At 54.5% G+C, this 20,093-nt stretch carries 17 protein-coding genes; 15 read left to right on the top strand and 2 right to left on the bottom strand.

All coding sequences use genetic code 11. From position 1 onward, the window contains the following. Positions 1-27 precede the first annotated feature (27 nt). The 11 genes from GO984_RS19160 to GO984_RS19210 all read left to right on the top strand — a co-directional run bounded on the left by GO984_RS19160 (position 28) and on the right by GO984_RS19210 (position 11,247). Positions 28-429 (top strand): VOC family protein, encoded by a 402-nt coding sequence (locus GO984_RS19160; RefSeq protein ID WP_157024194.1) that lies wholly within the window; start codon positions 28-30, stop codon positions 427-429. 81 nt (positions 430-510) lie between these two features. Beyond that, entirely contained in the window at positions 511-2,064 is a 1,554-nt protein-coding gene (locus GO984_RS19165) for an ABC transporter substrate-binding protein (RefSeq protein WP_157024195.1), read from the top strand. Between the two features lie 78 nt (positions 2,065-2,142). Continuing rightward, entirely contained in the window at positions 2,143-3,108 is a 966-nt protein-coding gene (locus GO984_RS19170) for an ABC transporter permease (RefSeq protein ID WP_157024196.1), read from the top strand. Between the two features lie 7 nt (positions 3,109-3,115). After that, entirely contained in the window at positions 3,116-3,991 is an 876-nt protein-coding gene (locus tag GO984_RS19175; protein ID WP_245231179.1) for an ABC transporter permease, read from the top strand. After that, positions 3,991-4,986 carry an ABC transporter ATP-binding protein gene (locus tag GO984_RS19180; protein ID WP_157024197.1) on the top strand — a complete coding sequence of 332 codons (996 nt, stop codon included), beginning with the start codon at positions 3,991-3,993 and terminating at the stop codon, positions 4,984-4,986. The genes GO984_RS19175 and GO984_RS19180 overlap by 1 nt, the downstream gene beginning before the upstream one ends. Next, a complete protein-coding gene (locus tag GO984_RS19185; protein WP_157024198.1) occupies positions 4,983-6,011 on the top strand; it encodes an ABC transporter ATP-binding protein in 1,029 nt (342 codons plus the stop codon). Before GO984_RS19180 ends, GO984_RS19185 begins: the two co-directional genes overlap by 4 nt. Further along, the gene (locus GO984_RS19190; protein WP_157024199.1) at positions 6,008-7,447 is read left to right on the top strand and encodes an ABC transporter substrate-binding protein; all 1,440 of its coding nucleotides are present in this window, start codon (positions 6,008-6,010) and stop codon (positions 7,445-7,447) included. The genes GO984_RS19185 and GO984_RS19190 overlap by 4 nt, the downstream gene beginning before the upstream one ends. Beyond that, entirely contained in the window at positions 7,444-8,889 is a 1,446-nt protein-coding gene (locus GO984_RS19195; RefSeq protein ID WP_157024200.1) for an amidohydrolase family protein, read from the top strand. The genes GO984_RS19190 and GO984_RS19195 overlap by 4 nt, the downstream gene beginning before the upstream one ends. Further along, positions 8,886-9,545, top strand: a complete 660-nt coding sequence (locus GO984_RS19200; RefSeq protein WP_157024201.1) for an aspartate/glutamate racemase family protein — start codon at positions 8,886-8,888, stop codon at positions 9,543-9,545. The genes GO984_RS19195 and GO984_RS19200 overlap by 4 nt, the downstream gene beginning before the upstream one ends. A gap of 8 nt (positions 9,546-9,553) precedes the next feature. After that, positions 9,554-10,477, top strand: coding sequence for a dihydrodipicolinate synthase family protein (locus tag GO984_RS19205; protein WP_157024202.1), 924 nt, complete (start codon positions 9,554-9,556; stop codon positions 10,475-10,477). Continuing rightward, positions 10,477-11,247, top strand: a complete 771-nt coding sequence (locus tag GO984_RS19210) for an SDR family oxidoreductase (RefSeq protein ID WP_157024203.1) — start codon at positions 10,477-10,479, stop codon at positions 11,245-11,247. Before GO984_RS19205 ends, GO984_RS19210 begins: the two co-directional genes overlap by 1 nt. Positions 11,248-11,427: 180 nt before the next feature. On the opposite strand, the gene GO984_RS19215 is transcribed toward GO984_RS19210, so the two are convergent. Next, entirely contained in the window at positions 11,428-12,366 is a 939-nt protein-coding gene (locus GO984_RS19215; RefSeq protein ID WP_157024204.1) for a LysR family transcriptional regulator, read from the bottom strand. A gap of 152 nt (positions 12,367-12,518) precedes the next feature. On the opposite strand from GO984_RS19215, the gene GO984_RS19220 reads away from it, so the two are divergent. The 4 genes from GO984_RS19220 to GO984_RS19235 all read left to right on the top strand — a co-directional run bounded on the left by GO984_RS19220 (position 12,519) and on the right by GO984_RS19235 (position 17,886). Next, entirely contained in the window at positions 12,519-13,529 is a 1,011-nt protein-coding gene (locus tag GO984_RS19220) for a TAXI family TRAP transporter solute-binding subunit (protein ID WP_157024205.1), read from the top strand. A 134-nt stretch (positions 13,530-13,663) separates the two neighbouring features. Continuing rightward, positions 13,664-15,883, top strand: a complete 2,220-nt coding sequence (locus GO984_RS19225) for a TRAP transporter permease (protein ID WP_157024206.1) — start codon at positions 13,664-13,666, stop codon at positions 15,881-15,883. After that, a complete protein-coding gene (locus tag GO984_RS19230) occupies positions 15,880-17,136 on the top strand; it encodes an NAD(P)/FAD-dependent oxidoreductase (protein WP_157024207.1) in 1,257 nt (418 codons plus the stop codon). The genes GO984_RS19225 and GO984_RS19230 overlap by 4 nt, the downstream gene beginning before the upstream one ends. Positions 17,137-17,148: 12 nt before the next feature. Next, positions 17,149-17,886: an aspartate/glutamate racemase family protein gene (locus GO984_RS19235; protein WP_167740426.1), complete on the top strand. Its 738-nt coding sequence runs from the start codon at positions 17,149-17,151 to the stop codon at positions 17,884-17,886. A gap of 174 nt (positions 17,887-18,060) precedes the next feature. Here the strand turns inward: GO984_RS19235 and htpG are convergent, their stop codons facing one another. Then, positions 18,061-19,926, bottom strand: a complete 1,866-nt coding sequence (gene htpG, locus GO984_RS19240) for a molecular chaperone HtpG (RefSeq protein WP_167740427.1) — start codon at positions 19,924-19,926, stop codon at positions 18,061-18,063. Positions 19,927-20,093 lie beyond the last annotated feature (167 nt).

Genomic DNA, 20,093 nt, shown 5'->3' on the forward strand with positions numbered 1-20,093 from the left:
CTGATTAACTGATATCGGAAGCAACACATGACATTGCAAAACCCGCAGCGACCTACGGGCGGCGTCGTACTGGCAATAACATTTCAGTATTACCGCGACCTGCCACGCGCGATGGCGTTTTACGAGGAGGTCCTCGGGTTCACCTTGGCCATCGATCAAGGTTGGTCGAAAATTTACCAGATTGGCGGGCAGGCGCATGTTGGCCTCGTGGACGAGGCCCGGGGCATGCAGAAATGGGCCGAGCACAAGACCGTACAGGTTTGTCTGCGCGTGCCAGACGTCGATGCATGGCATGCATGGGCTGCCTCACAAAAAATACCTGGTCTTACGGCGCCGCGTGACAGTGACGAATTGGGTATCCGCGCCTTCGTCATGAACGATCCCGAGGGATACCAGATCGAGGTGCAGACCGCCAAGCCCGGTCATTAGAAACATCAAAATTTGAATAAACCGACCAGGCTGGCAAACCGGCCGGCACATCTTTTCGAAACCAACAGCAGAGGGATCCCCATGAAATATCTATCGCAAACCGCGTTTCGCGCAGGCGCCGTTGGTGTTGCCATCCTGGCCGCCAACGCAGCGTTCTCTCAGGATAAATCCGTGACAATCGGACTGACCTCTGATCCCAGCCACCTATATCCGCTGGCGGGAGAGGAGCTTTCTTCAAACATTATGTATTACCATCTTTATGATCCGCTGGTGAAACGTAGTGGTGATTTGTCATTCGGTCCGGGATTGGCAGAAAGCTGGGAAAACGTCGACGATGTGACCTGGCGTTTCAAGCTGCGCGAAGGGGTGACATTTCATAATGGCAACGCCTTTACCGCCGCTGATGTTGTCTACACCGTAAACAAAGCGCGTGAATCTATACGTCCTGGTCTGGTGGCCAACATCGCAGAAATCACCGCAATTGACGACCTGACCGTAGAGTTCAAGACACCAAAGCCCTATGCGGTTTTACCCAATGATCTTGCTGAACTCCTGATCTTGGATGAGGAATACACCTCTGCCACTGGTGATGAGCAGATGGACCTCAAGCCGATGGGCACCGGTCCCTATATGCTGGGAGAGTGGGTCAAAGAGGAAAAGCTGACACTTAAGGCGTTCGATGCCTATTGGGCCGGCGCGGCGAAGATCAAAAATGTCACGTTCCGTCCGATCACCAACCCCGCAACCCGGACAGCGGCTTTACTCACTGGTGAGGTGGACGTGATCCAAGACCTTGCTGTACGAGATGTAGACCGGGTTAAGCGCGACGATATGTTTAACGTTATCACCCGGCCCAGCTTGCTGAACGTAGTGCTGGCGATGGACATGCGAGAGAACTCTCCGACGATTGAGGGTAAGAACCCGATGACAGATCAGCGGGTGCGCCAGGCGATCGCGCAGGCAGTGGATGTTCAAGCGATCAATAAGATCGTTATGAATGGGTTGGCCACACCCAGTGACCAGTTTGTGCCGGCCTCTCACAATGGCTATGTCGATAGCCTGAGCTTCCGCGACATGTATCCTCTGGACGTGGAAAAAGCCAAAGCGCTGATGGCTGAGGCAGGTTATGCCGATGGCTTTACCATGACGTTGGACGCAACCAACAACCGCTATGTGAACGATGCGCAGATCGCGCAGGCACTGGCGTCAATGTTGGCCAAAATCGGTGTGACGCTTGAGCTGAACATCATGCCCAAGTCCAACTTCTGGGGCTACATTCGTGTGCCGACGGAAAACTCCAGCTTTATCATGAGCGGTTGGGATGTTCCGGCAGGTGATGCTGGGTCGATGTACGGCGCGCTGTTTTATACGCGAGGCGTCAAAGATGGCTATGGACAGGTGAACCGCGGATCGTATTCGAACCCTGAAATGGATGCGCTGATCGACAAAGCCGACGCCACCCCCAGCATCGATGAGCGTGACGGATACCTTCAGGACGCAACCAAGATCCTGATGGCAGATATTCCGATGATCCCGGTGCACTACGAACAGGATATCTACGCAGCGCGAAAAGGCGTGACACTTGAACCTCGCGTAGACAAGTTCTTATGGGCCTACGACATGGACGCCGAATAAGCCGTATTTTTAGATCCCCCGCGGGCCAATTTGTGCGGGGGGCCTCCTTACACGAATTACGAAAGTCTGACCCCTTACATGCTTGGATATTTGTTAAAACGACTGATTCAGATGACGCTTGTATTGTGGGTCGTCTCGGTCATCGTCTTTATAATGATGAGCTTTACTGGTGATCCGGTGTTCATGGTTGTGCCGATCGATGCGACCGATCTTGAAATAGAGCAGGCGCGTCGCCTGCTGGGCCTCGATCAATCAGTTTTAGTGCAATATTGGAAGTTCATGACCAGCCTGTTGCACGGCGATTTTGGTCGCTCCTATGTGTTCCGTCAGCCTGCCATGACGCTGATCCTTGAGCGATTACCTGCAACGGTCGAAATGGTTGTTGTTGCAATGGTGCTGGCCGTTGCAGTGGCGATCCCATTAGGGGTATATGCCGGCGCCAACCCCAACGGGCGTATCAGCCGCACGATTATGGCCGGATCGTTGATGGGCATTTCCCTGCCGGGGTTTTGGGTAGGGATGGTTCTGATATACCTGTTTGCTGTCACCTGGGGTATCTTCCCATCCTCGGGACGTGGTGACACGGCTGAGGTGTTAGGTCTGCGTATCAGCCTCGTGACCAGGGACGGCTGGCATCATATAGCATTGCCTGCAATAACACTGTCACTTGGCACGATGGCTATCCTGTTGCGCATGACCCGTGCGGGCATGATGGAGGTCAGCCGCCAGGATTTCATGAAATTTGCCCGCGCCAAAGGCGCAACGCGCAGAGATGTTCTGTATAAACATGGGCTAAAAAATGCGCTGATCCCGGTAATTACAATCTTTGGTTTGCAACTGGGTGATCTGATTGCATTCGCAACGATCACTGAGACGATTTTCTCATGGCCCGGTATGGGCAAGCTGTTGATCGACTCCATCTACCGCGCCGACCGCCCCGTAATCGTTGTCTACCTGATGCTGGTGGCACTGATATTTGTGGTGATCAATTTCCTTGTCGACATCGTCTATACGTTGATCGACCCACGTATCACGCTGAAATGAGGTGCAGATGATGACTCGTTTCCTCCACTCCGAGTTTTTTCACAATTACAAACACAGTAGCTCTGCCGTGATCGGTAGTACTCTGATGCTGGGTTTTGCCTTTGCTGTGATTGTCGGCCCCTTACTCGTGGCACAAAACCCCTATGACATCGCGTCCCTTGATCTGATGGACAGTTATAAACCACCCCTTTGGCTGGAGGGTGGCGATCCGCGCTTTCCTTTGGGCACAGACGGGCAAGGTCGGGATGTCTGGGCCTCTATCCTTTATGGCGCGCGCATTTCGGTGTTTATCGGGCTGGTGGCGATGATTGCGTCTTGCACGATTGGAACGTTTCTGGGGCTTGTTGCAGGGTTCTATGGTGGCATTGTGGATTCCGTGATCATGCGGATTGCCGACATTCAGCTATCGTTCCCGTCCATCCTGATTGCCCTATTTTTGATGTCCGCCGTCGGCACTGGCGTTGATAAAGTTCTGATCGCGCTGACGGCGGTGGGTTGGGTTGTTTATGCTCGGACCGTGCGCGGATCGACCCTGTCAGAAATCGAAAAGGAATATGTGCAGGCGGCCAAGGTTGCCGGGCTGCCAAACCACAAGATCATCCGCAAACACGTACTGCCCAACGTACTGACCCCCTTGATTGTTATTGCAACCATTCAGGTCGGCACTTTCGTTCTGATCGAAGCCTCTCTCAGCTTTCTAGGGGTGGGCGTACCGATCACGCAGCCCTCACTGGGTTTGCTGATCAAAAACGGATTTGACGTGCTGTTCAGCGGTTTGTGGTGGACCTCGGTTTTCCCGGGCATTGCGATCATGATCCTGGTGTTTGGCATCAACCTCTTTGGTGATTTCCTGCGCGACGAACTGAACCCGAGGCTGAAGTAATGGAAAATTCAGAACATATTCCGCTGTTAGAAGTACGAGACCTACACACCTATTTTCACACGTTTTCGGGAACGGTAAAGGCCGTAAACGGTGTCAGTTTTGAAATTGGCAAAGGCGAAGTGATGGGGCTGGTTGGCGAAAGCGGTGGCGGTAAATCCGTGGTTGGCTTTTCCATTCTTGGACTGATTGACAGCCCCGGGAAAATTGAAAGCGGTGAGTTATTGCTTGAGGGACAAGATCTGGTTACCGCAGGCGAAGACCGTTTGCGCGAAATCCGGGGCCGTGAAATTTCCATGGTGTTTCAGGACCCGATGACTTCGCTTAACCCGCTGCACACGGTTGGCAGACAAATGGATGAGGTGCTGCGCCTACACAGTGATCTGGGGGCTGAGGCGCGACAAACCACCTGTATTGAGATGCTCGAAAGTGTTGGTATCAGCCGGGCGGCGGAACGTCTTAAGGCCTACCCACACCAGTTTTCTGGCGGCATGCGGCAGCGGGTGGTGATCGCCATTGCCATGCTGGCGCGCCCAAAGCTAATCATTGCCGATGAGCCAACAACCGCTTTGGACGTTACAATACAAAGCCAAATACTGAAGCTCATGCGGGCGCAGATCGCTGACAAAGGTGCGTCGATGATCCTGATCACCCATGACCTTGCGGTTGTTTCTGAAATGGCCGACCACATTACCGTGCTCTATTGCGGCAACGTGGTCGAGCGGGGGCAAACGCGTGATCTGATCGAAAATCCATCACATCCTTATACCCGCGGCCTGATTGATAGTATTCCTGACACCACACAAAGGTTGGATCGACTGTCACAGATACCGGGCTCTGTTCCAGACATTCGAAACTTGCCACAGGGCTGCAATTTCCGCGAACGTTGCCCGCGTGCGCAGGCAATTTGTGCACAAAAAGAACCCTCACTCACACCGCAACATAAGAGCCTTATGGCCGCGTGCCATTTCCCACTCAAACCGGGAGAGGCGGCATGACCGACACCCCCGTACTCGATGTTCGTGATCTTGAAATGCACTTTTCCGTTGGCGGCGGTATTCTTGATCGGCTTAAGTTGGACCGGAGTGGCCTGCGGTTGGAAACCCCGGTTGTCCACGCCGTCAACGGCGTCAGTTTCAAGATCAACCGGGCTGAGATCATGGCGTTGGTTGGTGAAAGTGGATGCGGTAAGTCAACCGTCGCCAAGACTATCGCACGGATCTACCAACCCACTGCGGGTGAGGTACGAATCGAAGGGCAGGATGTCGCGAGCTTTGGCTTTTCAGATTTGCTTCCTGTACGTGCCAAGATGCAAATGATTTTCCAAGATCCCTATGCATCGCTTAACCCCCGTCAGCGCGTGCGCGACATTGTCGCCGAACCGCTGCTTGAGCAAACCAAAACTGCAAACGAGCGCGCAGAAGTGCCTGCGCGAATTGAGCAATTGCTGACCCGTGTTGGTCTAAACACGGAACACGCTGGCCGCTATCCTCATCAGTTCTCAGGCGGGCAACGCCAGCGGATCGGGATCGCGCGTGCGTTGTCAGTCACACCGGGCCTGATCATTGCGGATGAACCTGTTTCGGCACTGGATGTTTCCATTCAAGCGCAAATACTCAACCTGATGAAAGACCTGCGAGATGAGTTTGGTCTGGCCTATCTGTTCATCAGCCATGACCTGTCTGTTGTGCATCACATCGCCGATTGGGTTGGGGTGATGTATCTGGGGTTCATGGTCGAAAACGCGCCGCGTGATGTGCTGTTTGCACGCCCGCGCCACCCCTATACCCGTGCGCTGTTGTCCGCGGCCCCCAGCATCAAGACCAAGCGCGACATTGAGGAAATCGTGTTGAGCGGCGAAGTACCGTCCGCGCTTGATCTTCCATCGGGATGCCCATTCCGCACTCGCTGCCCTTTTGCATGGGATCGATGCGCCCAACAACGCCCGCACATGCAGGATGTGGGGGACGGCCAGACCGTGGCCTGCCATCTTATCGATGAACCTGAAAGGGACAGCATATGACCGTGATTGCTCAGGCTAGATTGGCTATTCACGACCCGCATGACTGCACTGATGCCAGTGACGAATTACCAATCCTACACGCGATCTATGACACATTGGTGCGACGCGTAGGGAAGGAATTTGTCCCACATCTTGCGAAGCATTGGCTGGTAACAGAAGAGGGCCGCAATTGGACGTTTCATTTGCAAGATAGTGTTCGGTTTCATGACGGCAGCACCTGCGATGCAGCCGCCGTTGCGCTAAACCTTGAGCGGATGGCCCGTGAGGACAAAGGCTATACACTCGGGGCACCCGCTGTTTGGCGGCAGTTTCTTGGCGGTGCTAAGCTGGATGTCATTGATGCGCTGACGCTAAAAATCACGCTGGCAGAACCGATGGCCGATCTGCTGGATGTCCTTGAACAGGGGTTCATTGTAGCACCCGCTTCCTTTTCGGCCCTCGATGCAAAAGAGTATAACACCCAGGTAGGGTCCGGGCCTTACCGGCTGACATCGGTAAGCAACGACCGGATCACAGCCCAGCGGGTTGATGACCACTTTGCTGGCCAGCCAGAAAACGAAGTCATCACATGGCGCCTTGTTACCGATCCAGCAAACCGGTTGGCGCTGCTTGAGCGCGGTGAGGTGCAGGTCGCTAATTCGCTTGATTTTGAAGCCTCGCGCAGCCTTGGATCAAAGCGTCATGAATACCTTTCACCCGTGGCGATTATCTATTTGTTGAACGCCGCAAGGGGCCCGCTTGCTGATGCGCGCGTGCGGCGCGCATTAAGTCTTGCGGTGGATCGAAACGCAATTGTCGACACGGTGATGGCAGATGCGGCGCGCCCTTTGCCCGGTTTTGTCAGCCCCAACCATTTCGGCGCGCAGAAACAGGTGGGTGACCTGCCGACGGATCGCGTCCTTGCCCGGCGTTTGCTGGGCCAAGCAGGCTTTGGTGATGGTCTGACTTTAGAGGTCGATTGCCCCACACGGCTGCCGGATGAAGCGGAGCGGCTGACGGCTGCGTTAGCGGCTCAATTGGCGCAGGTCGGGATCACACTGAACGTTCATGTCCATTCAGAACGAGAAAATTATGCGCATATGGTACGTCGCAAGGAAATCCGTGATTTATGTGTGTTTGATTCCAGCCCAATGAGCACCTACCGCGTGCTGTATGAAAAGATCGACTCGCGCGTTGCGGGGTCTTGGTGGCAAGGCTATGCGAACCCCGTCGTAGAGGCGCTGATCGATCAGGGCCGCCTGACAATAGACCGGTTATCTCGGGAAGAGATTTGGCAGCAGGCCTATGGGATATTGCAGAATGATCCGGCTTGGCTGACGCTGTACAACCCTATCCGCGTGATCGGAATGGCGGGCGAGCATCCTGACTTTGCGATGCCCGCAGACGGGGTGATTGACGTTGCCCGCTTACCTCAATTGGACGAGGCCGCAGTATGAAAGCAGATACGCTGATTGTTGGCGGCACAATTGCCACCATGAATCCTGAACGCCAAGTGATTGAAAATGGCGCGCTGGCCGTTGCAGGTGGTCAGATAATTGCAATTGGCGCGGCTAATGATCTGCGAGAACAAGTGCAGGCAGACCGGGTCATTGATTGCAGCAGTCACATCATTTTTCCGGGTCTGATTGATGTTCACGCCCACGCGGGGCATGGCATTATCAAATCTATTGGCATGCATAGCGGTGACCGCTGGGAAGACATCTGCGGCCAAGTCTATACCCAAGCGTCGCCTCCCGACTTTTGGTACGCCGAAGCCCGCCTTGCGGCTCTTGAACGTTTGCGGTTTGGCGTGACCACAGGTGTGTCCTTGTTGGGCGGTGGTGATACAATCATGCGCACAGATCACCCTGAATACGCGGCTGCCCATTGTCGCGGTGTGACAGAGGTTGGCACCCGAAGCGTCGTTGCAGTGGGACCCACGCGCGCGCCACATCCGCACAACTATGCCAGCTGGAACAACGGCCGGAAAAGCGAATACCCGGTCACGTTTGAACAGCAGTTTCAGACCTGCCAACAGATCGTTGACGACCTGCATGATACGCAGGGTGGGCGGATCAACATTGCAATGCTCTACCCGGTTTTGCGCGATGAACACGAACGGGACATGACTGCAAAGGACTATGCGACAGCCTGTGAACAGGCCCAGCTTGTACGGCAATACGCACGCGATAAAGGACTGATTTTTACCCAGGATGGGCACTGGCGCGGTTCTGTCCGGCGAGCTGAAAAACTGGGATTGCTGGGATCGCAAACATTACTTTCTCACTGCATTGATTTGCACCGCGACGAGATTTCGCTTCTTGCCGCCAGTGGCAGTAAAATTGCACATAACCCCTCTGCCAATGCCTCTATTCAGGGTCGCTGCCCTGCAATAGAAATGATGGCCGAGGGGGTTACAGTCGCGCTTGGCTCTGATGCCACCGCACCTGACCGCTCTGCAGATATGTTCCGTCACATGCAGCAGGCGATGCATTATCACCGTACATTTTTTAAGAACGCCAATGTTTTACCCATCGGTCAAGTGTTGGAAATGTGTACGATTGGTGCTGCAAGAGCATTGGGTATGGCGGATCGCATAGGCTCGATCGAAGTCGGCAAACAGGCAGATATTGTCACGGTCGATCTACGCCGTCCGCATCTGTTTCCGCCAAACATGGCGCTGCATCGCTTAGTCTGTTTTGCCAATGGCAATGACGTGAGTAATGTGATGATCGGAGGGGAACTGGTTTTGGATCAAGGCCGCGCCACCCGAGTGGACGAAGAGGCAATCTTGGATGATGCAGCAGAGCAGGCGGCCCTGATGATTGAGCGCATCAATTGCGCGGATGATCTGATGCTACCGCTTGGTTTTTGGGGAGCTAAAGGAACCGATACATGACAATCTATATAGTAAACCCCAACAGCAGCCAGCATGTGACAGAGGGCATTGACCACGCCGTTGATCCCATGCGTGCGGCCAGCCCTGTACCGATCGAGGCGCGCACCCTGATCGAAGGACCGCCGGGGATTGAGACGCAGGCGCATGTGGACGGCGTGGTTGCGCCCATACTGGCGCATTGCGCCAAACTGGAAAACCAGGCCAGCGCCTTTGTTGTTGCATGTTATTCCGATCCCGGACTCGCCGCGTTGCGCGAACAATCAAACCATCCGGTGCTGGGGATAGCCGAGGCATCGATCCTGACAGCGATGACGCTGGGACAGAGATTTGGCATCGTGTCTATCCTGTCCAAAAGCGTACCACGCCACATGCGTTATGTGGGGGCGATGGGCGTGATGGACCGACTTGCAGGCGATCAGCCTCTTGAACTGAGCGTCCTGGAACTGTCAGACAAAACGCGCACATTTGAACGGCTCAAGACCGTTGGCTCCAGCCTGCGCGATGGCGTGATGGCGGATGTGCTCATTCTGGGGTGCGCAGGGATGACAGCATTTCGCGCGGATCTTGAGGCCTACCTTGGCATCCCCGTGGTCGAACCCTGCCAAGCAGCTGCTGCAATGGCGATTGGCCGCGTAGCCCTTCAAAAGACACGATAGGAAAACGAATGACACGACTGACAACCGAGGCCTCCGGCGTATTTGTGATCGCAGTCACGCCCTTTCATCCAGATGGTCGGATCGACATGGAAAGTTGCGACCGGATGGTTGACTTTTATCTCGACGCAGGAGCCACAGGCCTGACCGTGTTGGGCATGATGGGTGAAGCCCCCAAGCTGACGGTTGAGGAATCTCGCGATGTTGTGGCGCGCATCTTAGACAGGGTGAAGGGCAGGGTGCCGGTTGTGGTTGGCGTTTCCGCGCCGGGCTTTGCGCAAATTGATGTGATGACAAAAATGGTGATGGATATGGGGGCGGCAGGCGTCATGGTTGCCCCACCGGGCAATCTGCGCACCGACGACCAAATTGTGAATTATTACAATCAAGTGGCTGAATTGATCGGCGATGTGCCATTTGTTTTGCAAGACTTTCCGTTGGCGACTGGCGTTCAGATCGCCCCCAAAGTCATTGCAAAAATTGTCAACGACCTGCCCACATGTGTTTGCCTCAAACACGAGGATTGGCCGGGGTTGGAAAAAATTACCTATTTGCGCCGCGATGGTGTGCTGAACAAACGCATCTCAATCCTGTGTGGCAACGGCGGAGTGTTCCTGCCTGAAGAAATGGCACGTGGTGCCGATGGGGCGATGACCGGCTTTGCCTATCCCGAAATGATGGCAAGCGTGGTTGAGTATTACAACAAGGGTGAGATTGAACGCGGGCAGGATATCTTTAACGCCTACCTGCCACTTGCCCGGTTTGAACAGCAACCCGGTATGGGCTTGGCGATCCGCAAATACACCCTCGCGAAACGCGGAATTATTGCACATGACACACTGCGGCGGCCCGGCGCGCCCCTTTCGGCATTATGCCGTGACGAGGTGGACGCCCTTATCTTACGACAAGAAAAACGATTGATGGAGCTTAACTGATGGATCTTGAAATTAGCGGAAAACGCGCAATTGTATTGGGGGCCAGCCGGGGCCTTGGAATGGCGATTGCACAGTCACTGGCGTCCGAAGGCGTGACCGTTTTCGCAGCCGCCCGCAGCCGTGATAAGATTGCCGCTTGGGCCGAGGGCATGGATAATGTGCACCCCCTGCAACTGGACCTTAGCGAGATCGAAGAGGTTGACGCGGTAGTCGACAGCCTGCTGAAAGACGGTGGCGTGGACATCATCGTAAACAATGGCGGCGGCCCGCCTCCGGGCACGGCCCAAACAGCTGAGCGGTCGGCATGGTTGACATTTTTTGAGTCGATGGGCGCAAACCTGTTCCACATGAACACACGCCTTTTGCCAAAGATGAAAGAGCGCAGTTGGGGGCGGATCATTTCGATCACATCCTCAGGAGTTGAACAACCAATCCCAAATCTTGCGTTGTCCAACGGCATACGGTCAGCTGTGGTGGGTTGGTCCAAGTCACTTGCAAATGAAGTTGCAGCAGATGGCATAACCGTGAACGTCGTCATGCCTGGGCGCATCCATACACAAAGGGTCGACGAACTGGATGCAGCGGCGGCAAAGCGGACAGATACGGATGTCAAAGAGGTTGCAGCCAAGTCTCGCGGCACGATCCCAGCGGGCCGCTATGGCAAACCCGAAGAATTCGCGGATGTCGTCACTTTCCTCGCCTCAGAAAGGGCAGGCTATGTGACTGGCTCAAAGATACGGATCGACGGTGGATCAATTAAGTCGATATAACATTTGGGGGCCAGTTAGACGCTGGCCTTCATCATTTTCGGAAATCTCGCATATCTTGGTTCGATCAGTCGCAGATCAGCGATGGCAATGCGAGCATCGCAACTCTGAGGGTCTGCCTGCCCGCCAGAGCCAACCCGGCCTGTTCCTACTAAGCTGGAAAATACCTTTTGACACAGTATCTTAGGTATCGCCCTTTGGCCGTTCCCAGCCTTTCAACTGAACTTTTACCCAGTATCTCCATTGGTTCACAAACTCTTCAGCAAGGTAGGACATCGGTCTTTGACGAGGGGTCAGGATAGAATAGCCAAATGGAATATCCGGTTTGAAGGGTAGGAATTTGATCCCGCTTGCAGGGCTGTTGCTGTGTAAGTAGCTGACAGCGCTGAGAACATCGACGATGGCGCAGATTTGGCCGGCTTCTACGAAGTTATACAACGGCAGGAAATACTGCGCATCCACGCGAACCTTGAAGTTGGCTCCTGTGCTGTCAAAGGCCTTTTGGGTTTTTTGATAGGTTGAATGGCTCGATTGCAACGCCCCCATGGGGGCGCCGTCCAAGTCTGTGGTTGTTATGACATTCCGAGCAGCCAGCGGATGTGATGCGGATAGTGCACAGACACAGTTGCAGAATATTTCCTCGTTCAGAAACAGGCTTTCCTTGTCGGTCGCGCCTGTGGAATCACAGAATCCGATATCATACTGCTGTGCAGCGACCAGATTGCGGACTTGTGGTGAACTGCGAGTCGACAAGGAGACGTCAACGCCGGGTGTGTCGGCGATGAAACGGCTGATGAATTCCGGTAGCAAATATGAAGACGGGCCGGGCATCGCAACAATCCGAAGGGTGCCCTCTGTCCGGTCGCGAAGCGCGGTCATGTTTTGCTCTGCCGTTTTCAACCGGTCCAGCACATCCGACGCTTCGGACAGCAGGTAATGCGCCTCGGGCACAGGAACCAATCGTCGCCCTTCGCGCAGAAAAAGCGGCATGTTAAGATCCGCTTCCAGGGTTTTCAGTGAGGCGCTGATGGCGGGTTGGGTCCGGTGCAAATTGCGGGCGGCTTGGCTGATCGACCCGGATCTCATAATTTCTCGAAAAACTGTAAGTTGTTGCAAGTTCAAGAAAAGACTCCATCCATAAATGAGATCTATGGATACCATAAAATTTTGAGTTTGTGTTTATCTAATTTGCCAACCACCTTTAGCCTATCGAAATTGCATCAAGCAGTCCCGGTCAAAACGGGACGCAGCACGATACCAGGGAGAATTTGACAATGAGCTTTATCAAGAAAATATCAGCAACTGCGCTGGCATGCAGCATGGTCACCGGGGTTGCACATGCACAGGACATGACCTTTTTCCGTATTGGCACCGGTGGGGCAGGCGGGACCTATTTCCCCATTGGTGGTATTATTGCCAATGCGATTTCTAACCCACCTGGCTCACGGGCCTGCGAAGAAGGCGGCAACTGTGGTGTGCCCGGACTGGTCGCGATGGCGCAATCCACTAATGCCTCTGCGCATAATGTGAATGCGATCCAAACAGGTCAGATGGAGGCAGGACTGTCCGGAGCAGCGACCCTGCATTTCGCCTATCACGGTACGGAAAAATTCGAGGGCAACGCCAAGCCCGATCTGCGGGTGATTGCCAATCTCTATCCCGAGGACCTGCACCTGGTGCTGCCAGAGGGTCAGAATCTGGGCGGCATTGGTGACCTCAAAGGTCAGCGTGTTGGTATTGCACAGGCCGGATCTGGCACCCAGATTGCTGTTGAACTGATCCTGGGTGACTACGGGGTCAATCGGGACAATATCGATGAAGCCGAGCTGAACAACAGTCAGTCTGCGGAACGTATTGCTGATGGTCAGCTGGATGCCTATTTCTACGCCGCTGGGACCCCAGTGGCCGCGATGATCCAACTGGACAACACCAAAGGGATGGAACTGCATAATTGGTCTGCCGAAGAGATCAAGATGGCAAATACTACCGTGCCTTACTACATTCCTTCGAAAATCCCCGCAGGCACTTATCAAGGCATAGACTACGACGTCAACACGGTTGCCGTGTCGGGTATGTTGGTGACCAATGCCAACCAGCCCGAAGAGCTGATCTATGAAATCACCAAGGCAATGTGGTCTGATACGGCGCGCAAGCTGCTGGATAATGGCCATCCAAAAGGTCGTGCAATCACTCTGGAAACTGCACTGGAAGGTGTCGAAGGTATCGGTGTTCCCCTGCACCCCGGCGCCGAACGTTTCTACCGTGAAATGGGCATGATTAAGTAATCAAACTCTCCCGACTGCGGCAGCGAAAAAGTTCTTTTCGCTGCCGCCCTTTGTTTGCCTGATAGTGGCAGGGCTGTGGCTATTGTGTCCGCGCCCGCTCAGGGCGACTGCATCCAATTTTTTGGGAACCTCCTATGCCCGTCAATTCGCATCTCGACAATAAAACGTTGGAAGAGCTGGAAAAGAAGTACGATTCAGCACTGAATACTCGTGACAATGGCCCCGTTCTGACCAGAGTGATCTATTGGGCCAGCATCTGCTTTGCGCTCTATCACCTGTGGACTGCTGGATTTGGTACGCCGGTTGACCATATTCACATGGGCATCCACTTGTCGGGGCTGTTTCTGTTCATCTTTGTTGGCTTTCCACTGATTAAGTCAGCGCGGGCCTTGGAATGGCCGGGCGCGCGTGCATTGGCACCGGGAAATGTACCGTTATATGATTGGGTCCTTGCGGGCTTGGGTATTTCGGCTGCGCTTTTCCTGTGGCTCAGTTGGCGCGGGTTTTCCGGCTTTGGATTTGACATCGACGAGCAGGCGCTGCGTCAAGGCAACCCATCGGGGCCGGATGTGTTCTTTGGCTCCATTCTGGTGCTGACCGTATTAGAAATTGCCCGCCGCACTATCGGATTTGTGCTGCCGCTGATCATCCTGGTCTTTATGGTCTACGCCCTGTTTGGCCCCTATATGCCGGCGCAGATCCTGAAGCATCCGGGCGTCAACTGGCAGCAATTCGTCAACAACATGTATTTCCCATCCGAGGGCATCTTTGGAGTGACCCTCTGGGTGGTTTCAACGGTGGTGTTTCACTTTGTGCTGTTCGGCGTGGTGGCGCAGCGCATGGGGCTGGGGCAGTTTTTTGTCGATAATGCGATGATCCTGGCCGGGCGCTATACCGGCGGACCGGCCAAGGTATCAGTCATATCGTCTGCCTTCTTTGGCACCATCTCGGGCAGCTCGATTGCCAATACGGTGTCTACCGGCTCCCTCACCATCCCCAATATGAAGAAGATGGGCTATCCTGGCCATTTTGCCGGCGGGGTTGAGGCCGCAGCCTCGGCTGGAGGGCAAATCACGCCACCTATCATGGGCGCTGCGTCCTTCCTGATGGCTGAGTATCTTGAGGTGCCCTATACCACCATCGTGATCGCCGCCATTGTCCCGGCGTTGATGCATTATATCGGCGTGATGTCGATTGTGCATTTCACCGCTAAACGGTTGAGATTGCCCACCTATACACGAGATCAACTGCCCAATATGCTGGCCGTGTGGAAAGACGGCTGGTATACGATCATTCCGCTGATCGCACTACTGCTGGTGCTGTTCTCTGGTTACTCACCCAATATGGCCGCCTTTATCGGGCTGAACCTGTGTATTGTCGTGGGATTCTGCGGTATGGACCGTCCGCTGACCTTGCCTATTCCGCTCGCCTTACTGGGGTTCATCTTCTGGAAAGCATCGCCCTATTCTGGCGAGGGGTATTCCCCCGAGATGGCGGGAATGCTGGCGGCGCTGACCATCCTTGGCAGCCTGCATCGCAACAAAAGACAAAGCTTCCGGGACCTGTTTGATAGTTTTCACGTCGGTGTTCAATATGCGCTGGCGGTGGGGGCGGCCTCGGCTGCGGTTGGCATTGTTGTCGGCGTTATCAACACAACCGGAGTTGGATTCCGCCTTGGCTTTATGGTGACTGGTGGTGCGGCAGATATGGCGGCGACACTGGCCCCGCTGCTGGACTGGACCGGTCTTGAAACCTTTAGCCACAGCTCGATCCAGCAATTCCTGTCACTGGTCCTGATTGCTATGGCCTGTATCCTGATGGGGGCAGGGCTGCCGACCACGGCGCTCTATATCATGCTGGTGGCTGTCGCCACACCGGCTCTGAACCAACTGGGGGTTCCGCCGCTCGCCACCCATATGTTCGTTCTGTATTACGGTGTAATTTCTGAGATCACCCCGCCAGTTTGTGCCTCAGCCTATGCCGCTGCCGGTATCGCAGGCGCCAACCCGTTCCGGACTGGCATGAGCGCCTTTACCCTGGGATTAGGGAAACTGATGGTGCCAATGGTGTTTGTCTATGCACCGACAATGCTGATTGTGCTGCCCGAGTATTTCACTTTGCTCGGCTTTCTGCAGGTCAGCATAACTTGCGCGTTGGGTGTTTTTGCCATTGCCACAGCAGTGTCCGCCTATTTCATGGCCCCGTTGAATAGTGTCTGGCGGCTACTGATGGCGATCGGTGGGATCTTGTTGGTGGCTCCCAGCGGTGCTTCGGACCTCACGGCACTGGTTGTTATCGCTCCGGTAATCATACAGCAGTTGGCCAGCCTCCGTCAGGAAAGGGCCGCCGCATGACCCAGAGGTCAAAAGATCAGGCCCCGGACGTCACAGTTCTGGGTGCGGGGATCATTGGTATCTGTACCGCTCTGTCGCTGATCGAAAAGGGGCTGCGCGTTCGGCTGGTGGACCGCGACGCACCGGGGCAGGCGACCTCTTTCGGCAACGCCGGGATCATCTCACCTTGGTCTGTGGTGCCGCAATCCATGCCGGGGCTGTGGAAACAGGTGCCGGGTATGTTGTTGGATCCCTTGGGGCCAGTGGCGGTCAAGCCGAGTTATCTGCCGAGACTTGCCCACTGGGGACTTCGGTTCATACGCGAAGGACGCAAATCACGCATCCCAGCGATTTCCGATGCTATGGAACTGTTGAACCGCGATTGCGTGACTCTTTTCCGCCAACATTTGGCCGGAACCGGGCGCGAGGATCTGATCCGTGACAGTCTCTATGTCCATGCTTTCCGCAACGCGGATTCGGCCAATCTGTCGGACATCGGTTATGTCATGCGCAGGGAAAAAGGGGCCCGATTAAACCGGATCGGAGCGGCGGATCTGCATGATCTTGAACCGGCACTGAGCCCCGACTTTCAAGCAGCGGTGCTTATTCATGATCAGGCGCGGGCACTGGCCCCGGGCGAGATTGGCACGGTACTGGCTGACAAATTCCGCACCTTGGGTGGAGAGATTCAGCGCCAAGAGGTCGCGGCGATCCGACCCGAAGATGGTGGATGGGCTTATGACACCGCCGAAGGGCCCTGCTGGTCCTCCAAACTGGTCCTATCAATGGGGGTTTGGTCGACAAAGCTGCTGCAGCCACTGGGTATCCGCATTCCGATGCAAGCCGAGCGCGGCTATCATGTATCGTTTCAGGATCCGGGTATCGCCCTGAACCATTCCGTAATGGATATGGACATGAAATTTGTCGCCTCGTCGATGAATGACGGGCTACGGGTCGCAGGCACCGCCGAATTTGCCGGCCTTGATGCGCCACCCAATCAAAAACGGCTGGATGGGCTAATAAAACTGACCCGGTCCATGCTGCCGGGCCTGAACGAAAGCGACATTCGCACCTGGTCGGGTCAGCGGCCAAGCCTGCCCGATAGCCTGCCGTGTATAGGTGAAATCGAGGGCTTTCCGGGGCTGATCGCTGCCTTTGGACACAGCCACTACGGCTTGATGATGGCGCCTAAAACCGGACGCATCGTGGCGGACCTCGTGGTTGAAACACCCGCCAATACAGATCTCTCGCCCTTTCGGGCCAACCGATTCTAAAGGAGCGTACTCGTGACCTTTGACCCCGGTGGACAAAACATCTGCGGCATCTCCATTGGTGTTCTGTCGCTGGAAAGCTATTTCCCCAAACCGCCGGGTCACATCAAGAACCCCTCGAGCTTACCATTTACTACAACGTATGAAATCCTGCATGGGATCACCGTCCCCAAACTACTGAACTCCCCGTCGCCTGACATGATTGTGCCCATTTTGGAGGCCGCGCGACGGCTTGAAGCCCAAGGCGTACAGGCCATTACCGGCTCTTGCGGTTTTCTCGCATTGTTCCAGAAAGAAATCGCCGAGGCAGTCTCGATTCCCGTCTTTGTGTCCTCGCTGTTGCAGGTCCCGTTGGCTTACCAGATGACCCGCGCACCCGTTGGCGTGCTGACCGCTTCAGCCGCGGTATTGACCGGCAGGCATATCGAGGGCGCCGGGGCACAGGGCATTCCGATCATCGTGCAGGGGCTTGAGGATACCGAAGAATTTGCCTCAGTCATCCTGAGAAACGAAAGAAATGGTATGGATTTGGCCAAGGTTAGGCACGAAGTTCTGACAGCAGGACGTCGATTGATTGAACGCGCTCCGGATATTGGGGCGATTGTTCTTGAATGCACCGATTTGCCACCCTACGCCCATGATCTTCAACAAGAGCTAAGGCGCCCTGTATTCGATCTGACCACCTTAGCGACCATGATGCACGACGTAGTATTGCGCAGGAGCTATTCTCTACTCCAGCAAAAGGAGTCATAAGGTTTGTTATGTTATTTTGCGTCAATGCAGTTGCGCTTCATCTCAGTGGTAACATTTCAAGCCACCAGATTGCGACTGATCGGCTATGCTGGCCACGAACTGAGTATAAATTGAACCCAAAATGAAGCCACGACCTCCGCCAGCAGGCTTCATCTTGTTCTCGCCAACGAGATGCTAAAGAGCACTATCCATTACTGCGCTAAGGCGGCGAACAAATTCCGCTGGATCAGAGGGCGCCTCGCCATCGGAAATCCGCGCCTGATCCAGCAACAAATGAGCCGCATCTTGTAGCAATGCGTCAGACGCAGCTGCGTCACCTTTTGCACGTTCGGCCAGCTTTTTCACAACCCTGTGGTCGGGGTTTAGTTCCAGAACCCGTGGCATGCCATCCGTCAGCTGACCATGTTGCTTTAGCAGCCGCTCCAGATTGACGTCCATGTCGCCATCGTCTGCGATCAAGCACACCGGGCTATCGGTTAACCGCTTGGACGGGCGCACATCTTTGACTAAATCACCCAGCTCCAGTTTGACTGCTGCAATGAGATTGTCCAGCTCTGGGCTCTCTGCATCATCCTTGTCGTCGGTTGCATCTGCATCGCCACCGATTTTATCCAGATCAGTCGCACCACGAGTTACTGACTTGAATGTCTTGCCCTCAAACTCAGTGATGTGTTGAAGCCAGAACTCATCGACATGATCCGCCAACAGCAGCACTTCCACGCCCTTGGCCTTGAAGCCTTCCAGATGTGGTGACTGCGAAATCTTTTTCGCGTCATCACCCGCCATGTAGTAAATCGCGTCCTGTCCCTCTTTGCAGCGACCTACATAGTCTGCAAGGCTGGTCAGATCAGCGTTTTGAGATGACGAGAAACGACAAATCTCGAGCAGCCGGTCCCGCAAGGTCGGATCTTCGATCAGGCCTTCTTTTACGACCGCGCCAAAATTTCCCCAAAAAGTGGCATACTCTTCTGCGGCTTTGTTGGCTTTCTTCTTAAGCGCCCCGATCACCTTCTTGCTGAGCGCTGTCTTGATCTTGGCAAGCGTCGGGTCCGACTGCAGCATTTCGCGCGACACATTCAGCGAGAGATCCTGTGAATCCACAACTCCGCGAAGGAACCGCAGATAAGCAGGCACAAGATCCTTGGTGTTTTCCGAGATAAATACCCGGTTCACATAGAGTTTCACATGGCTTTTACGTTCTGCATCGTACAGGTCCATCGGGGCCGTCGTGGGCACATACAACAGGCTCGTATGGCTGACCGCGCCTTCGACATGGCTATGCAAGGTTAGCCATGGCTTATCAAAGGCATGCGAAGTGTGATGGTAGAACTCTGTGTGCTGTTCTTCGGTCACATCCTTTGGGGCACGGGTCCAAATGGCAGAGGCCGAGTTTAGCGTTTCGTCCCCCAGCGTCACCGGGAAACTAATGTGATCAGAATAGGTTTTGATAATATGGCGAACGCGGACCTCTTCGAGGAACTCTTTTGCGTCCTTCTTCAGGTGTAACACCACAGTTGTGCCGCATGCGTCCCGGTCAGCGGGCTCAATCGTAAATTCGCCTTTGCCATCCGATGACCAATGCCAGCTTGTGTCTTCGCCCGCTTTTCGCGTCAAAACATCGACCTTGTCGGCAACCATGAATGCGGAATAGAAGCCAACCCCAAACTGGCCAATAAGTCCCATTTCGCCCTTTTCGCCATCCTTCAAGGCGTTGAGAAACGCCCCAGTCCCTGATTTCGCGATGGTTCCAAGCGTTTCAAGCAAGTCATCGTGGTTCATCCCAATCCCATTGTCCGAAACGGACAGGGTTTTTGCCTTCGCGTCGATCTCAAGCAAAACAGAAAACTGGTCAGATCCGCCGGTGAGTGTGGGATCCGTGAGGGCCTGGTAACGCAGCTTATCACAGGCATCAGACGCGTTTGACACCAGTTCTCTCAGGAAAATTTCGCGGTTCGAGTAAAGAGATCCGGCGACAATATCGAGTAATTGGCCTACCTCAGTTTGAAAGGAAAATGTCTCTTTAACGCCGGTATCAGTCACAGATGCAGCCCCTGGATTTCTTGCGGAATATGGTCGAATTCCTGCGCAATTTAAGGAAGAGATACGGGTGTTTCAACCTCAGGATTTCGACATCCGTCAACAGCCACCGGCGCCGACAAACTAAAGATCACAAAAATCAAAATCCGAAATCTGGAAGGGGATATCTG

Source organism: Parasedimentitalea huanghaiensis, from assembly GCF_009753675.1.
GTDB lineage: Bacteria > Pseudomonadota > Alphaproteobacteria > Rhodobacterales > Rhodobacteraceae > Parasedimentitalea > Parasedimentitalea huanghaiensis.

Bases quoted from the DNA above. Each gene is read 5' to 3' on its own strand.
- GO984_RS19165 (WP_157024195.1), top strand. From the start codon at position 511: ATGAAATATCTATCGCAAACCGCGTTTCGCGCAGGCGCCGTTGGTGTT.
- GO984_RS19200 (WP_157024201.1), top strand. From the start codon at position 8,886: ATGACAATCTATATAGTAAACCCCAACAGCAGCCAGCATGTGACAGAG.
- GO984_RS19205 (WP_157024202.1), top strand. From the start codon at position 9,554: ATGACACGACTGACAACCGAGGCCTCCGGCGTATTTGTGATCGCAGTC.
- GO984_RS19190 (WP_157024199.1), top strand. From the start codon at position 6,008: ATGACCGTGATTGCTCAGGCTAGATTGGCTATTCACGACCCGCATGAC.
- GO984_RS19175 (WP_245231179.1), top strand. From the start codon at position 3,116: ATGATGACTCGTTTCCTCCACTCCGAGTTTTTTCACAATTACAAACAC.
- GO984_RS19195 (WP_157024200.1), top strand. From the start codon at position 7,444: ATGAAAGCAGATACGCTGATTGTTGGCGGCACAATTGCCACCATGAAT.
- GO984_RS19170 (WP_157024196.1), top strand. From the start codon at position 2,143: ATGCTTGGATATTTGTTAAAACGACTGATTCAGATGACGCTTGTATTG.
- GO984_RS19230 (WP_157024207.1), top strand. From the start codon at position 15,880: ATGACCCAGAGGTCAAAAGATCAGGCCCCGGACGTCACAGTTCTGGGT.
- GO984_RS19210 (WP_157024203.1), top strand. From the start codon at position 10,477: ATGGATCTTGAAATTAGCGGAAAACGCGCAATTGTATTGGGGGCCAGC.
- GO984_RS19185 (WP_157024198.1), top strand. From the start codon at position 4,983: ATGACCGACACCCCCGTACTCGATGTTCGTGATCTTGAAATGCACTTT.
- GO984_RS19220 (WP_157024205.1), top strand. From the start codon at position 12,519: ATGAGCTTTATCAAGAAAATATCAGCAACTGCGCTGGCATGCAGCATG.
- GO984_RS19160 (WP_157024194.1), top strand. From the start codon at position 28: ATGACATTGCAAAACCCGCAGCGACCTACGGGCGGCGTCGTACTGGCA.
- GO984_RS19225 (WP_157024206.1), top strand. From the start codon at position 13,664: ATGCCCGTCAATTCGCATCTCGACAATAAAACGTTGGAAGAGCTGGAA.
- GO984_RS19180 (WP_157024197.1), top strand. From the start codon at position 3,991: ATGGAAAATTCAGAACATATTCCGCTGTTAGAAGTACGAGACCTACAC.